This is a genomic window from Burkholderia sp. Bmkn7, from assembly GCF_041103175.1.
Lineage (GTDB): Bacteria > Pseudomonadota > Gammaproteobacteria > Burkholderiales > Burkholderiaceae > Burkholderia > Burkholderia cepacia.
Genome location: NZ_JBGCUH010000002.1, coordinates 1,691,279 through 1,705,779 on the forward strand (window position 1 = coordinate 1,691,279; position 14,501 = coordinate 1,705,779).

A 14,501-nucleotide genomic window follows, 5' to 3' on the forward strand; every position below is an offset into this window, starting at 1 on the left:
CGCTCACGCGCAGGCGATGCCGCCACCACGCCCGAACCCGCTAGGGAAAACGATAGTGCCCGGAATGCCGCGTGCGCACGATCGAGTAAGCACGCAGTCAGCTTCGCTATTCAGAATCGCCGAACTCATTCAAAAAGCAAACCAGGAGACAGGCGATGCATGATGGGTTGGTGAAAAAAATCGAAGCGCATCCGAAGTATGCGCAGCTCAAGCGACGGCGCAATACGCTCGGCATCTTCCTGACCGTGCTGATGCTGATCGTCTACTACGGCTACATCGCACTGATCGCATTCGACAAGTCGTTTCTCGCGAAGCCCGTGAGCACCGGCGTGACGAGTGTCGGCGTGCCGATCGGCATGGCGGTGATCGTATTCACCGTCGTCATCACCGGCATCTACGTGCGCCGCGCCAACAACGAATACGACCAACTGACGCAGGACATCCTGCAGGATGTCGCCCGATGAACAAGACACTTTCGATGATGCTGGTCGCGCTGCTGGCCGCGGGCGCGTGCGGCGTGGCCGTCGCGGGCGGCGGCGATGTCGGGCAGACCGCCAAGCAGGCGACCAACACCACGGCCATCGTCCTGTTCGCGCTGTTCGTGGCAGGGACGCTGTGGATCACCAAGTGGGCGGCTTCCCGCACGCGTTCCGCCGCGGATTTCTATACGGCCGGCGGCGGCATTACCGGGTTCCAGAACGGGCTGGCCATTTCGGGCGACTACATGTCGGCCGCTTCCTTCCTCGGCATTTCCGCCGCGGTGATGACGTCGGGTTACGACGGCCTGATCTATTCGATCGGCTTTCTGGTGGGCTGGCCGGTCATCACGTTCCTGATGGCCGAGCGGCTGCGCAACCTCGGCAAGTTCACCTTCGCCGACGTCGCGGGCTACCGCTTCGAGCAGGGGCCGATCCGCAGTTTCGCCGCGGTCGGCACGCTGGTGGTGGTGGCGTTCTACCTGATCGCGCAGATGGTGGGCGCGGGGCAGCTCATCAAGCTGCTGTTCGGTCTCGACTACTGGGTGGCCGTCGTGATCGTCGGCGCGCTGATGATGGTCTACGTGCTGTTCGGCGGCATGACCGCGACCACCTGGGTGCAGATCATCAAGGCATGCATGCTGCTCGCGGGCGTGACGTTCATGGCGATCATGGTGCTCGCGCAGTACGGCTTCAGCCCGGAGGCGCTGTTCGCCCATGCCGTGGAGGTCAAGACCGCGATTGCGGCGAACGCGGGCAAGTCGCCGGACGACGCGACCCGTATCGGGCTGTCGGTCATGTCGCCGGGCGGGTTCATCAAGGATCCGGTCTCGGCCATCTCGTTCGGCATGGCGCTGATGTTCGGCACCGCCGGCCTGCCGCACATCCTGATGCGCTTCTTCACGGTGCCGGATGCGAAGGAAGCGCGCAAGTCGGTGTTCTGGGCCACCACCTGGATCGGCTATTTCTACGTGCTGATCTTCATCATCGGTTTCGGCGCGATCACGCTGGTGCTGACCAATCCGGAACTGTCCGACGTGGCCAAGGGCGTGATCAAGGGCGGCGCGGGCACGGCCAACATGGCCGCGGTGCTGGTGGCCAAGACGGTGGGCGGCGACGTGTTCTACGGCTTCATCTCGGCCGTGGCCTTCGCGACGATCCTGGCGGTGGTCGCCGGGCTCACGCTGTCCGGCGCGTCCGCGGTGTCGCACGATCTCTACGCGACCGTCTTCAAGAACGGCAAGGCCGACAGTGCCGACGAACTGAAGGTGTCGCGCATCACGACGCTGGTGCTCGGCGTGATCGCCGTGCTGCTGGGCATCGCGTTCGAGAAGCAGAACGTCGCGTTCATGGTGTCGCTGGCCTTTGCCGTGGCGGCGTCGGCCAACTTCCCGGTGCTGTTCCTGTCGATGATGTGGAAGGGCTGCACCACGCGCGGCGCGGTCATCGGCGGGTTCCTGGGGCTGGCCTCGTCGGTGGGGCTGACCATCGTGTCGCCGTCGGTGTGGGAGGCAACGCTCGGTTATCCGAAGGGATCGGCGTGGTTCCCGTACACGTCGCCCGCGCTGTTCTCGATGACCATCGGCTTCGTGGGCGTGTGGCTGTTCTCGGTGCTTGACTCGAGCGCGCGCGCACGGTCGGAGAAGGGCGCGTTCGCCGCGCAGCAGGTGCGCTCGGAAACGGGCCTGGGGGCGACCCGCGCCAGCAGCCACTGACCGGCCGCCGGTCACGCCCGCCCGGGGGCCGACGATGCCGTTCGTCGCATCGTCGGCCCCCGTGCGGGCGGTATCGTTTTCACCCGTCCGTCCAATGATTCACCGGCAATAAAAAATCGCGCGTTCAGCTGGATTCGCCGATAATTCGCAAACGTTTTACGAAATCCATTTAGCGGTCAATTCGCGGATCGAATAAATAAAAACAAAATATCCGAATCCCGGATTTACGATCGCGCAGGCGCGCCGGCACAAGCCTTGAGGCACAAGGTTAACGGCAGATCCCGGCAATACTTTAGGGTTCTTTCGCCACAATTATTCATTGCATTTTTATCAATGAACGATTGATTTCCGGTCATCGGAGCGTCATACACCATCCCCGATAATTCGGCGCTCACATTCTTTCAATAGACCAAACGGCGATCGAAGCCGGATCGCCGCGGGGAGCTGGACTCATGACCATCCGTCATCGCATTACGCTGCTAGTCGTCCTGACGTTCTTCGCGCTGTCCGCGATCGGCATCTATGCCGTGTACCAGACGCGCAAGAGCGCGTCGGAGGTGCGTCAGGTCACCCAGGGCATCGTGCCGAGCGCGCTCGCGTCGGCCGATCTCGTCGCCGATGTGAAGAACATCCAGATCGCGACGATGACGCTCGTCTACGCGCCCGACGCGAATACCGCCGCCCAGGCGCGCGACGAGCTGAAGGCGAAGCAGGCCGCGCTGCGCGCCGCACTCGACGTGCAGGCGAAGTCGGCGGTCGGCCAGGCGCAGGTCGGGCTCGTGTCGCAGGCGAAGGACAGCGCCGCGAACTATTTCGCGGCGATCGACGACACCGTGAAGATGAAGGCCGACGGCAAGCCCGAGATGGCGCAGGCGTACCTGTTCGCGAACGTCGCGCAGTATCGCGACGAACTCGAAAGCATCGTCGACACGCTGCGCGTCGAGAAGAACCGCCAGAAGGACGTCGCGATCAGCGCGCTGAACGGGATGCTCTCGACGACGGCGACCGCGATCGCGGGCGTCGCCGGCACGGTGATCGTGCTGCTGACCGCGCTCGGCTTGCTGCTGTATCGCCAGATCACGCGCCCGCTGATCGGGATGCAGACGGCGATGAGCGAGATCGCGGCGAGCCAGGATTTCACGCGCCGCGTGCCGGTGGGCCGGATGGACGAAATCGGCCATTCGATCGTCGCGTTCAACGGGATGATCGAGAAGATCCAGGAGAACGCCGCGCAGCTCAAGCAGAAGACGGCCGACATCCAGGCGATGCTGCAGAACATGCAGCAGGGGATCCTGACCGTCGTCGAAGGCGGCGTCGTGCATGCCGAGTATTCCGCGTACCTCGAGACCATCTTCGAGACGAACGACATCGCCGGCCGCGACCTGATGGCGCTCGTGTTCGACGATTCGGCGATCGGCGCCGACGCGCGTTCGCAGGTCGACGCGGCCGTGCATGCGTGCCTCGGCGAAGACAGCATGAACTTCGAGTTCAACGAGCACCTGCTGGTGAATGAAGTCGCGAAGCGGATGCCGGACGGCCGCGAGAAGTGGCTCGACCTGAGCTGGTCGGCGATCACCGACGAGACCGACACGGTGGTGCGCCTGATGCTGTGCGTGCGCGACGTGACCGAGATCCGCGAGCTGACCGCGCAGGCCGGCGAGCAGCAGCGCCGCCTCGAGATGATCGGCGAGATCCTGTCGATCAGCCAGGACAAGTTCCACGACTTCGTGCACAGCGCGAAGGGTTTCCTCAGCGAGAACGAGCGGATGATCCGCCAGCACGAGCGTGCCGATCACTCGATCGTCGCGGCGCTGTTCCGCAACATGCACACGATCAAGGGCAATGCACGCACGTACAGCCTCCAGCACCTGACGAACATCGTCCACGAAGCGGAGCAGGCGTACGACTCGCTGCGCCGCGCGGACGGCGGCCCCGAGTGGAACCGCGACGCGCTGATGGACGACCTGGCGCGCGTGCGCGAGGCCGTCGAGCACTACGCGACGATCAACGCGGTCACGTTGGGCCGCAGCGGTGACGCGGTGCAGGGCGGCACCGACTTCCTGATGGTCGAGCGCGCGCACATCAGCGAGAGCCTGCGTGTGCTCGACGGCGCCGATCCGGCGAACGCGGCCGACTGGCACGCGGCACGCGATGCCGTACGCCGCATGCTGAGCCAGCTCGGCACGCAGGGGATCGGCGATGCGCTCGGCGGCGTGATCGAGTCGCTGCCGTCGCTCGCGGCCGAACTCGGCAAGCCGGCGCCCGTCGTGCATATCGACAGCCACGGCCAGCGCGTGCGCAGCGAAATCGTCGCGACGCTGAAGAACGTGTTCATGCACCTGCTGCGCAACGCGATCGACCACGGGATCGAATCGTCCGACGAACGCCGCGCGGCCGGCAAGGCGGCATCCGGCACGATCGACATCGCGGTCGGCGTGGGCGGCGGCGAGCTGTGGTTCGTGCTGAGCGACGACGGCCGCGGCCTCGCGCTCGACCGGATTCGCGGCATCGCGCGCGAGCGCGGCTGGATCGATGCCGACCACGACGCGGCGCTGTCCGACGACGCGGTGGCCGAGCTGATCTTCCGCCCGGGTTTCTCGACCGCGAGTGCCGTGACCGAAGTGTCGGGGCGCGGCGTCGGCATGGACGCGGTGCGCAACTTCCTGAAGCGCGACGGTGGCGATATCGCGCTGCGCTTCACCGACGATCGTGTCGGCGCGCCGTATCGTGCGTTCGAAACGATCGTGTCGTTGCCGGCCCGCTTCGCGGCGGACGGTGCCGCTCACGAGCGCGCGCGCAGCGCGGACGTCGGCGCGGTGGAGTGACGAAGTGATCGTGCAGGCGTGGATGATCCAGATGGCCGCCGCGCTGGCGGGCGGCGCAGTCGTCGCAGTCGTGGCGGCGATCGGTTTTCGCGTGATGCGCAAGCGGCTCGTTGCGGCGCTGGAGCGCGATGCGCATGCGTTGCGCGGTGCGCTCGACGCGGCCGGCGAGCGTGCCGAACAGGCGGCGGCCGCGCACGCGGAGGCGGCCGACGCATGGGCGCACCGCGAGGCGCAGCTCGAGGATGCGCTGGCACGCGAGACTTCCGCGGCCGGCACGCAGCGTGACGCGCTGCAGGCCATGTCGGCCGATCGTGCCGCGCTGGCGCAGCACGCGCAGAAGATCGCCGACGAAGCCGCGCGCCTGCGCGGGCTCGCCGGCACCTTCGAGCGCTGGCACGAGCAGATGATCTCGCTGACCACGCAGAACCAGGACATGCGCGCGAAGAACCAGGAGCTGTCGGCGATCGTCGCGCACGTATCGATCGTGTCGCTGAACGCGTCGATCGAGGCGGCGCGCGCCGGCACGGCCGGGCGCGGCTTCTCGATCGTCGCGAGCGAGGTGCGCGGGCTGGCCGCGCGCTCGCAGCAGCTGTCGAACAGCTATCGCGACAGCCTGAACCGCAACGATCTCGTGACGGCCGCGACGTTCCAGGACATCCAGGCCGGCGGCAAGATGATCACGGCCGCGCTCGCGACCGTCGAGGCGCTGGCCGGGCAACTGCATGCGCGGATCGACGGAGGCGCGACGTGATCAGCGCGCAGGCGAAAGCCGGTTTCGAGCGGATCTTCTTCGATGCGGCGCGCACGCGGCTCGCATCCGGCGGTGCGTGCGACATCCGGCCGTCCGCCGGCGCGGCGCACGACGCGCACGATCACGCACACGTGAAGTCGCGCGCGAAGCCGACGGTGCCCGAGCACGTCGCGGCGCTGACGATCTCGGCGCTGCATTTCCGCCTGCTGCTCGCGCTGCGCTTCAGCGACGACGACGCGACGCGCCGCTATTTCGCCGGCGCGACCGCGGGCACCGGCAGCCAGCGGCCGCTGCCCGAAGCGTTCATGGAGGTCGCGAACCTGTGCTGCGGCGCGATCAACCAGGCACTGACCGCCCCGTTTCCCGACCTGGGGATGTCGACGCCTTATCTGCTGAGCGGATCGAGCATCGATTACCTGGGCGCGCTGTCGCCCGATCACGTGGCCGCTTACGACCTGACGCTTGACGGCGACGTGCGGGTCGGCGCGACGCTGTGCGTATGCGCGAACGCGCCGGTCGATTTCCATGTGCCGGAAACGGCCGTGATGGAAACCGGCGGCGAGCTCGAACTGTTCTGACCGACCCTGACCGACCATTAGGAAACCTTGAGATGACCGTAGACCAACCCGTCAGCAAGGTGCTCGTGCTGGACGACAGTCGCGCGCACGCCGACGCGATCAAGCGTTTCTGCGACGAGCACAACCTGGTCGGCCTGACCGTGCGGCGCAACCGGCTGCTGAAGGTGCTGCGCTCGAACATCGACCTCGGCGCGATCCTGCTGGCCGAGGATTACGGCGGCTCGCCGGCCGAGAGCGCGATCATCGCGACGCAGATCGATGCGCTGCGCCCCGAGCTGCCGATCATCCTGCGCCGCGACTCGCATGCGTCGCGCGACGGGTTGCCGGAGGCGCTCGCGCGTGTTGCGTGCGCGGCCTACGTCGCGGACGACATGACGCCGCTCAAGCGCGCGATCGACGAATACCTGTTCGGCCGCGATTACCCGAACGCGCTCGTGCGCGGCATCTCGGAGATCACCGAGGCGCGCATCGACAGCCTGTTCCCGGGCATGACGATCGAGCACGAAACGCCGTGCATCGTGCGCGACCAGATCATCTTCGGCGAGGTGTTCAGCCTGATCGCGCTCGAAAGTGCGTGGTGCCGCGGTTACATGCTGCTGCAGACGAGCGAGCAGCCGCTGCTCGACATGCTCGGCGGCACGCGCGAGGCCGGCCGCGCGCCGGATTTCCGCGACGTGAACAGCGTGCTCGGCGAACTCACCAATCTCGTGTGGGGCGCGTTCAAGAACCGCTATCTCGGCGACGCCGAGGCACTGGCGCGCCATCCGGTGCAGGTGCCGCTCGTCGTCAATCACAAACAGAAGTTCATCTCGTTCGGCGGCGACTGCCCGCAGCTCTGCTTCAAGTACCGGATGACCGACCCGGCATCGGGGCGCGCTGTCTGCATCGACCAGCGCTTCGTGTTCAGCCTGAGCTGGTCGCCGGAGGATTTCCGCGAATCGGTGCAGGACGTGGGGCCGATGGTCGAATCGGGTGAACTCGAACTGTTTTGAATGTTGAAGTCGCAACAAGGAAAGGGGAATACAGCATGGCAAAGATTCTGGTGGTCGACGATTCGGGCACGGTGCGCGACGAGGTCGCGGGTTTCCTGCGCAATCACGGGCTCGACGTCGCGACGGCCGTCGACGGCAAGGACGGGCTCGCGAAGCTCAAGGCGACGCCCGGCGTGCGCCTCGTGATCAGCGACGTGAACATGCCGAACATGGACGGCCTGACGATGGTCGAGAAGATCCGCGGCGAACTGGCGAATTCGACGGTCAACGTCGTGATGCTGACGACCGAAAGCAGCCCGGCGATGAAGGAGCGCGGCAAGGCCGCCGGCGTGAAGGGCTGGATCGTGAAGCCGTTCAAGGGCGACGCGGTGCTCGACGCGCTGAAGAAACTCGCGGGCTGACGCACCGGGCGCCGGGGCTCGTCCGCGACCGGTCGCGCATTCAGCGCTGCGGTTCGGGTTGCGCGGTCGCCGTTTCGCCGGTTGCGGCCGGCACGCGTGGCGCGGGCGTCTGCCATTGCACGACGATCATCCCCGCGAAGATCAGCGCGACGCCCGCGACGCGGCCGGGTGTCGCGAGCCGCTGCGCGAGCCCCATCAGCCCGTAGTGGTCGATCAGCAGCGACGCGAGCGTCTGCCCGGCGACGACGCACACGATGAAGGTCGTCGCGCCGAGCCGCGGCGTCAGGATCAGCGCGAGCGTGATGTAGATCACGCCCGCGAGGCCGCCGAGCCACATCCACAGCGGGCGCTGCAGCGCGTCGCCGACGAGCGGCGCGTTCGCGCGGGTGGCCAGCAGCACGGGCAGCACCGCGAGCAGGCTGACCGTCAGCGACGCGACGCTCGCCCACAGCGGGTGGCCGAGCGCGCGCCCGAGCGCGGCGTTGCTGCCGCCTTGCAGCGGCACGAGCGCGCCGGCGGCGAAAGCCGCGGCGGCGAGCGGAAGGGTGGCGAAGGAAAGGGACGTCGTCATCGTGGTCGGTCGCGAAAGGATATTGAAATGAGTGTCGTCCATTAAGATGGCGAATGGAAATTCGTTCTTCGGATGCTTCATATTCCTTTCATGAATAACCTGGCCCGCATCGACCTGAACCTGCTCGTGACGCTGCATGCGCTGCTGAGCGAAAGGCACATCTCGCGCACCGCCGTCCGGCTGCACCGCAGCCAGCCGGCCGTGAGCCACGCGCTCGCGCGGCTGCGCGAGATCTTCGGCGATCCGCTGCTCGTGCGGCGCGCGGGCCGGCTCGAGCTGACCGCGCGCGCGAACGAACTCGTCGAACCGCTGAACGACGTGCTCGCCCGGCTCGGTGCGCTGATCGAGCCGCCCGCGTTCGACCCGTCCGCGGCCACGCGCGTGTTTCGCATCGCGATGTCCGACTACGGCGCGCGGATCGTGCTGCCGGCGCTCGTGAAGACGCTGCGTGCCGATGCGCCGGGCATCGAGCTGATCGTGTCGCAGGCCACGCGCGAGGCGATGCGGATGCAGTTGATGGACGGCGAGATCGACCTCGCGCTCGGCGTGCTGCCCGCGTTGCAGCATGACCTGCATGCGCAGCCGCTGTTCGTCGAATCGTTCGCGTGCGTGGCCGATGCGGGCCGCCTGCCGCGCCGCGGCGAACTCGCGCTCGACGCGTGGCTCGCGCGGCCGCATGCGCTGGTCGCGATGCGCGACGGGATGGACAACGAAGTCGATCGCGCGCTCGCGCGGCTGCGCCGCGAGCGGCACATCGCGGTGATCCTGCCGTTCTGGGGCGTCGCGAACGACCTGATCGCCGGCACCGACCTCGTGCTGACCGTCGCGCGACGCAATCTCGACCGCGTGCGAGACGATGCGCGCCTGCGCGTGTTCGAGCCGCCGTTCCCGATCGATTCGTTCGAGTTCGCGCAGCACTGGCACGCGCGCCGGCACGGCGACGCCGCACACATCTGGCTGCGTCAGACGATCGCGCGCGTCGCGAGCGGCGGGTAGGCGCGCGGCGCGGCCGGCCGCGTGCGCGATTTACAGCGTGCCGCGATGTCCGTATCCTGCGGGTGCCGAGGGCGGCGTGCCTGCGCGACATGCGCGGCACGCCCGGCATCCACAACAATCAGGAACGGGACACTTTCCCATGAAACACAAAATCGCTCGGGCCGCGCTCGTGCGCGGCGCATGCGTGACGCTGGCGGCTGCGCTGGCAGGCGGGTGCGCCGGTACCGCGCAGCAGAATGCACAACAGGCCGCCGCCGTCGGCAGCGGTTCGTCGTATACGTGCTACCCCACGCAGTCCGATGGACAGGTGACGGCCGGCAAGGGCGCGAACGGGTGTTATTTCGTGCTGCACGATCCCGCGACGAAACAGCCGCTGCCGAACACGCATTATGCGTTTGCGCTGTACACGAGCGCGGCCCAGGACAACCAGGAACTCGAAGTCGAAGGCACCACCGACGCGCAGGGGCGCACGGCCTACGTGCGTTCCGCCGCGCCGATCGACGCGGCGCGCATGGTGCTCGTCCGCACGATCGGCGACGGCCCGATGGGGCGCATCCCGGTGCTGGTCCGCCCGACGGACGGCAAGCGCGTTCCGTTCGCGAAGTACAAGGTCATCGGCTGCAACGGGCCGTACGAAGGCACGACCGACGAAACGGGGCGCGGCGTGATGTACCGCTGCAAGACGCAGTCGAAGATCGACGTGTCGTTCTACTCGTCGCGCCCGTAAGGTGAGCGGCCGGGTGTCCGGCGCCGCCGCCGCGCCGCAGACGGAGACGCTGATCGCGAAGGGCGTCGTGTTTACCGTCGTGGGCACGTGCATGCTGATCGCCGTCGCGCTGTACGCGCAGTCGACGCGTGAATTCCTGCGGACCTCGGTCGTCGTGCCGGGGCGCGTCATCAGGCTGAACGCGGGTCCGCATCATCCGGAGATCGCGTTCACGACGCTCGCGGGCGAGAAGGTCGAATACGCGCAGGGCGGCGGTGTCAGCGTGCAGGACGGTGAGGCGGTCGAGGTGCGCTACGCGCCCGACGCGCCCAGGATGACCGCGCAGATGAATACGTTCGGTGCGATCTGGGGCGCCGTACTGGCCCTCGGCGGGATGGGCATGGTCTTTTTCGTCGTCGGCGTCGTTCAACTGCGCTCGGGCGTGCGCGCGTGGCGCAGCGGGCGCAAGCGCGCGTGACAGCTGGCGTCGTGCTGAATCCTGCCGAACCCCATCGAGCAAAACATCATGAAACCCATCACGAGACTGCCGGCCCGATTTCGTTGCCGCGCGGGCGATCGCATGCGCGACGTCGCTGCTGGCTGCCTCGTCACTTCACAGGACTTTCGGGCATGACCATCCGCTTGATACCCTGGTTGATCGCGATCGGCACCGCATGCACGGGCCTGGCCGCGCACGCGGCGGGCACCGCACATTCGCTTGACGAGGTGCCCGGGAAGTTCAGTTCACCCGACGCACGCGCCGCGTACGCGCGCGACATGAGCGGCGTGCCCGAACAGGACGGTTTCGGCGTGCACCTGCCGCCCGGCTTCACGAAAGAGGCATTGGTTGCGCAGCTTGCGCCGGGCCAGCCGCTCGGGCGCGTCGTGCTGGTCGGCGCGAAGCCGTGGCCGCAGCGCCCCGGTGCGTTTGTCGCGATCGTCTGTGCTGCACTGACCGACGACCTTGCGCGTGAAGTGCTGCGATTCCGCGCGCCAACCGATTGTGAGGGCTATGAGCGCCACCCCGATGCCGATGAAACGAAGGAGCTGGTCTGGCTGGGCGTGTTCGAGCGCAGTCCCGACGGTGCGCCGCGCCTCGTCGCGCGTACCGAACAGCCGCTCGACCAGGGGATTGACTGGAGCCAGACGAACATCGAGAGTCCCGACTCCTTCAGAAAGACGGACGATTTCGCCATACGGCCCCAGCGGTGGTTACGGTTCGATCTTGCCCCCTACGCACTGCGGGCGGGCGATGCGGCATTCGGCGTGCGTGCGGGCTGGTCAATCGGTTATGCGGGCGGTGGCGCATCGTTCGAGGCGCTGTATCTGTTCCGGATCGACGGCAAGACGCTGCGCATCGCGTTCGCGCAGCCGATGATGTTCTACCAGGACCTCGCCGGCGACTGGCATCGCGACGGCACGCGCGATCACGATATCTCGGAGGCCAGCAATACGCTGAACGTGCTGCCGACGTCGACGGAGGGTTTCCACGACCTGCAGCTGCGCCAGCGCGGCGGCAAATGGCGCCAGACGTTTCGCTGGTCGGCCACCGACGGAGCGTATCAGCCGCGCTGAAGTGGCGCGATCGCCGCCTTTGCCGCGCGGACGGCGGGCAACGCGAGTGGTATGCAACTGGACGCCGCCCGTAATGTGGAGGACGATTTCAACACCGTGCCGTGAACGGGCGTGCATCACCGCCGCGCGTTCATGTCGTGCCGAACCCTGCCGAACCCCGTCGAGCGAATCATCATGGAATCCGATCAAGAGACTGCCGGGCCGATCCTGTTGCGCGACGCGCACGACGGCGTCGTCACGCTGCGACTGAATCGCCCGCAGCAATTCAACGCGTTATCCGAGGCGTTGCTCGCGAGCCTGCACGATGCGTTCGATACGCTGGCGGCCGATCCGCACGTGCGCTGCGTCGTGCTGGCCGCCGAAGGCCGGGCGTTCTGCGCGGGCCACGACCTGCGGCAGATGCGCGGCACACCCGAGCTCGATTACTACCGCACGCTGTTCGCGCAATGCAGCCGCGTGATGCTCGCGATGCGCGCGTTGCCGGTGCCGGTGATCGCACGCGTGCACGGCATCGCGACGGCGGCCGGCTGCCAGCTCGTCGCCGCGTGCGATCTGGCCATCGCGGCCGATACCGCGCGCTTCGCGGTGTCGGGCATCAACGTCGGGCTGTTCTGTTCGACGCCGGCCGTTGCGTTGAGCCGCAACGTCACGGCGAAGCGCGCGTTCGACATGCTCGTGACCGGGCGTTTCGTCGATGCGGCGACGGCCGCCGCGTGGGGGCTCGTCAACGAGGCCGTGCCCGAGGACGCGCTCGACGCGGCCGTCGCACGCAAGGTCGCCGAGATCGTCGCGAAGAGCCCGGCCGCGGTGCGCTACGGCAAGCAGATGTTCTATCGCCAGCGCGAGTTGCCGCTCGACGAAGCCTATGCGTATGCGGGCGACGTGATGGCGCGCAACATGATGGAAGAGGATGCGGGCGAGGGGATCGACGCGTTCCTCGAGAAGCGCAAGCCGACGTGGCGTTCGTAGTGCGACGTCGAAGGCCGGCGAACGGCGCGGAAGGGCCGTAACCCGGGCCTGTCCCGTCCACCGGAAAACGAACGGGCTGCCCGAGGCAGCCCGCAACCGAAGCGGCACTTGCGGCGTAGCGCGCGGCCGCGCGCCGCCGCAGCGACCCGTGTCAGCGCCCGTAGCTTCCGGTCCGCAGCGCCGGCTGTTCGCTCGACGCACCGGGCGGCACGATCACGACCGGCACGCGGCGCGCGAGCGCGCACATCAGCTCGTAGCCGATCGTGCCGCTGGCTTCCGCCACGTCGTCCACCTTCACCTGGTCGCCCCACAGCTCGACGCTCGACCCGATGCCCGCGTCCGCGCACGGCGTCAGGTCGACGGTCAGCATGTCCATCGACACGCGGCCGACGACGCGCGTCATCACGCCGTTCACCGCGATCGGCGTGCCGGTCGGCGCGTGGCGCGGATAGCCGTCCGCATAACCGCACGCGACGACGCCGATCCGCATCGGCCGGTCGGCCTTGAAGCGGCGGCCGTAGCCGACGGTTTCTTCCGGCGCGAGCGTCTGCACGCCGATGATCTTGCTCGTCAGCGTCATCGCGGGCATCAGCGGCGTGTCGGCGATATCCCGCGACACACCCGTCGGCGATGCACCGTACAGGATCGTGCCGGGCCGCACCCAGTCGCGGTGCGCGTGCGGATGCCACAGCACGGCCGCCGAGTTCGACGTCGAGCGCTCGCCGGGAATCCCCGCCGTGGCCGCGTCGAACTGTTCGAGCTGCCAGTCGGCCTGGCCTTCGTCGGCGTTCGCGAAATGCATCATCAGCGTGATCTTGCCGATCGACGGCGCGCCGGCCGCGCGCTCCCACGCCGCGCGGAAAACGTCGGGCCGGTAGCCGAGGCGGTTCATCCCGGAGTTCATCTTGAGCTGGATGTCGATCGGCTGCCGCGGCTTTGCCGCGATCAGCAGGTCGAGCTGTTCGTCGCAGTGCACGGACACCGTCAGCCGATGACGGTCGGCCAGCTCGACATCGGCCGGCTCGAAGATCCCCTCGAGCAGCAGCACGGGCTTGTCCCAGCCGAGCTCGCGCACGCGCACGGCTTCGTCGAGGTCGAGCAGCGCGATGCCGTCGGCGGCGGCGAGGCCCGGATAGATCCGCTCGATGCCGTGGCCGTATGCGTCGGCCTTGACGACGGCCCACACGCGCGATTGCGCGGCGGTGCGGCGGATGAAGTCGAGGTTGTGGCGGATGGCGTCGGGGCGGATATGGGCGACGATGGGACGGGGCATGGCGATGTCTCGGATCGGATGTCGTTGGGCGCGCGCGGCGGCGTGGGTTCGGCAGTCCGGCGCGAAAACACGCCGGGCCAGTGTTGAGCGCTATCTTATTGGTGTTCGACCAGTTTTAATTAACGTATTTGTCGACGATTTGGTGGAAATTTTTGTGTTCGTCCTGGCTGGGCCCAGCTGTCGACAGGCCGCGCAGCCGAGTCTCCCGTCTAGAAAACCGGTGCGCGAACGGCATGACGCAATGCTAAGCTCTCGGCGATCTTGTCATTGATCAATGTAACGATAAAGGAGGAGACTTTTGATGACGACGTCCCAGCTGTGCCTGTTCATCGTCGCGCTGTTGCCGTTCACGATGACGTTTCTCGCGAAGGCCCGCAAGGGTTACGACAACCGCGCGCCGCGCGACTACCTGGCGAAGCTCGAAGGCTGGCGCGCGCGGGCGCAGGCCGCGCACCAGAACGCATGGGAGGCGCTCGCGCTGTTCACGGCCGCGCTGGTGGTGGCATGGCACAACGGCGCGAACGTGCATCGCGTCGACCAGCTCGCGATGGCGTTCGTCGCGATCCGGATCGTCTACACGCTGATGTACCTGCTGAACTGGGCGTCGCTGCGTTCGCTCGTGTGGTTCGGCGGGATGGCGTGCGTGGTCGCGTTGTTCTTCGCTGTGCCGTAG

15 protein-coding genes are annotated in these 14,501 nt (G+C 67.4%); 13 read left to right on the plus strand and 2 right to left on the minus strand.

Features of this window, described 5'->3' with window-relative positions:
• Positions 1-155 precede the first annotated feature (155 nt).
• The 7 genes from AB3K92_RS13555 to AB3K92_RS13585 all read left to right on the plus strand — a co-directional run bounded on the left by AB3K92_RS13555 (position 156) and on the right by AB3K92_RS13585 (position 7,738).
• Entirely contained in the window at positions 156-464 is a 309-nt protein-coding gene (locus AB3K92_RS13555) for a DUF485 domain-containing protein (protein WP_059485128.1), read from the plus strand.
• A complete protein-coding gene (locus tag AB3K92_RS13560; RefSeq protein ID WP_069254391.1) occupies positions 461-2,191 on the plus strand; it encodes a cation acetate symporter in 1,731 nt (576 codons plus the stop codon). Before AB3K92_RS13555 ends, AB3K92_RS13560 begins: the two co-directional genes overlap by 4 nt.
• Before the next feature lie 452 nt (positions 2,192-2,643).
• Positions 2,644-5,016, plus strand: coding sequence for an MCP four helix bundle domain-containing protein (locus AB3K92_RS13565; RefSeq protein ID WP_369465248.1), 2,373 nt, complete (start codon positions 2,644-2,646; stop codon positions 5,014-5,016).
• A 22-nt stretch (positions 5,017-5,038) separates the two neighbouring features.
• On the plus strand, positions 5,039-5,767 hold the full coding sequence (locus AB3K92_RS13570; RefSeq protein WP_369465790.1) for a methyl-accepting chemotaxis protein: 729 nt from the start codon (positions 5,039-5,041) through the stop codon (positions 5,765-5,767).
• A complete protein-coding gene (locus tag AB3K92_RS13575) occupies positions 5,764-6,345 on the plus strand; it encodes a hypothetical protein (protein ID WP_059591446.1) in 582 nt (193 codons plus the stop codon). The genes AB3K92_RS13570 and AB3K92_RS13575 overlap by 4 nt, the downstream gene beginning before the upstream one ends.
• Positions 6,346-6,377: 32 nt before the next feature.
• Positions 6,378-7,337, plus strand: coding sequence for a chemotaxis protein CheX (locus AB3K92_RS13580; RefSeq protein ID WP_059623307.1), 960 nt, complete (start codon positions 6,378-6,380; stop codon positions 7,335-7,337).
• Between the two features lie 35 nt (positions 7,338-7,372).
• On the plus strand, positions 7,373-7,738 hold the full coding sequence (locus AB3K92_RS13585; protein WP_011355572.1) for a response regulator: 366 nt from the start codon (positions 7,373-7,375) through the stop codon (positions 7,736-7,738).
• Positions 7,739-7,778: 40 nt separating this feature from the next.
• Here AB3K92_RS13585 and AB3K92_RS13590 read toward each other — a convergent pair whose 3' ends face one another.
• A complete protein-coding gene (locus tag AB3K92_RS13590) occupies positions 7,779-8,309 on the minus strand; it encodes a DMT family transporter (protein WP_042976274.1) in 531 nt (176 codons plus the stop codon).
• Positions 8,310-8,399: 90 nt separating this feature from the next.
• Here AB3K92_RS13590 and AB3K92_RS13595 point away from each other — a divergent pair, with 90 nt between their 5' ends.
• From AB3K92_RS13595 to AB3K92_RS13615, 5 genes are all read left to right on the plus strand, one after another.
• Entirely contained in the window at positions 8,400-9,305 is a 906-nt protein-coding gene (locus tag AB3K92_RS13595) for a LysR family transcriptional regulator (RefSeq protein ID WP_060052919.1), read from the plus strand.
• 139 nt (positions 9,306-9,444) lie between these two features.
• Positions 9,445-10,032 (plus strand): hypothetical protein, encoded by a 588-nt coding sequence (locus tag AB3K92_RS13600; RefSeq protein WP_021161367.1) that lies wholly within the window; start codon positions 9,445-9,447, stop codon positions 10,030-10,032.
• Positions 10,033-10,045: 13 nt separating this feature from the next.
• Positions 10,046-10,489, plus strand: a complete 444-nt coding sequence (locus AB3K92_RS13605) for a DUF3592 domain-containing protein (RefSeq protein ID WP_369465249.1) — start codon at positions 10,046-10,048, stop codon at positions 10,487-10,489.
• A 152-nt stretch (positions 10,490-10,641) separates the two neighbouring features.
• Positions 10,642-11,586: a hypothetical protein gene (locus AB3K92_RS13610; RefSeq protein ID WP_059623301.1), complete on the plus strand. Its 945-nt coding sequence runs from the start codon at positions 10,642-10,644 to the stop codon at positions 11,584-11,586.
• 174 nt (positions 11,587-11,760) lie between these two features.
• Positions 11,761-12,555: an enoyl-CoA hydratase gene (locus AB3K92_RS13615; RefSeq protein ID WP_059591475.1), complete on the plus strand. Its 795-nt coding sequence runs from the start codon at positions 11,761-11,763 to the stop codon at positions 12,553-12,555.
• A 151-nt stretch (positions 12,556-12,706) separates the two neighbouring features.
• Here AB3K92_RS13615 and alr read toward each other — a convergent pair whose 3' ends face one another.
• A complete protein-coding gene (alr, locus tag AB3K92_RS13620; RefSeq protein ID WP_104767585.1) occupies positions 12,707-13,828 on the minus strand; it encodes an alanine racemase in 1,122 nt (373 codons plus the stop codon).
• A 301-nt stretch (positions 13,829-14,129) separates the two neighbouring features.
• On the opposite strand from alr, the gene AB3K92_RS13625 reads away from it, so the two are divergent.
• A complete protein-coding gene (locus AB3K92_RS13625; RefSeq protein ID WP_369465250.1) occupies positions 14,130-14,501 on the plus strand; it encodes an MAPEG family protein in 372 nt (123 codons plus the stop codon).

Excerpts from the sequence above, each read along its gene's own strand:
- AB3K92_RS13615 (WP_059591475.1), top strand. The coding sequence starts at position 11,761 with ATGGAATCCGATCAAGAGACTGCCGGGCCGATCCTGTTGCGCGACGCG.
- AB3K92_RS13585 (WP_011355572.1), top strand. The coding sequence starts at position 7,373 with ATGGCAAAGATTCTGGTGGTCGACGATTCGGGCACGGTGCGCGACGAG.
- AB3K92_RS13600 (WP_021161367.1), top strand. The coding sequence starts at position 9,445 with ATGAAACACAAAATCGCTCGGGCCGCGCTCGTGCGCGGCGCATGCGTG.
- AB3K92_RS13580 (WP_059623307.1), top strand. The coding sequence starts at position 6,378 with ATGACCGTAGACCAACCCGTCAGCAAGGTGCTCGTGCTGGACGACAGT.
- AB3K92_RS13560 (WP_069254391.1), top strand. The coding sequence starts at position 461 with ATGAACAAGACACTTTCGATGATGCTGGTCGCGCTGCTGGCCGCGGGC.
- AB3K92_RS13625 (WP_369465250.1), top strand. The coding sequence starts at position 14,130 with ATGACGACGTCCCAGCTGTGCCTGTTCATCGTCGCGCTGTTGCCGTTC.
- alr (WP_104767585.1), bottom strand. The coding sequence starts at position 13,828 with ATGCCCCGTCCCATCGTCGCCCATATCCGCCCCGACGCCATCCGCCAC.
- AB3K92_RS13565 (WP_369465248.1), top strand. The coding sequence starts at position 2,644 with ATGACCATCCGTCATCGCATTACGCTGCTAGTCGTCCTGACGTTCTTC.
- AB3K92_RS13610 (WP_059623301.1), top strand. The coding sequence starts at position 10,642 with ATGACCATCCGCTTGATACCCTGGTTGATCGCGATCGGCACCGCATGC.
- AB3K92_RS13555 (WP_059485128.1), top strand. The coding sequence starts at position 156 with ATGCATGATGGGTTGGTGAAAAAAATCGAAGCGCATCCGAAGTATGCG.
- AB3K92_RS13595 (WP_060052919.1), top strand. The coding sequence starts at position 8,400 with ATGAATAACCTGGCCCGCATCGACCTGAACCTGCTCGTGACGCTGCAT.
- AB3K92_RS13590 (WP_042976274.1), bottom strand. The coding sequence starts at position 8,309 with ATGACGACGTCCCTTTCCTTCGCCACCCTTCCGCTCGCCGCCGCGGCT.
- AB3K92_RS13570 (WP_369465790.1), top strand. The coding sequence starts at position 5,039 with ATGATCCAGATGGCCGCCGCGCTGGCGGGCGGCGCAGTCGTCGCAGTC.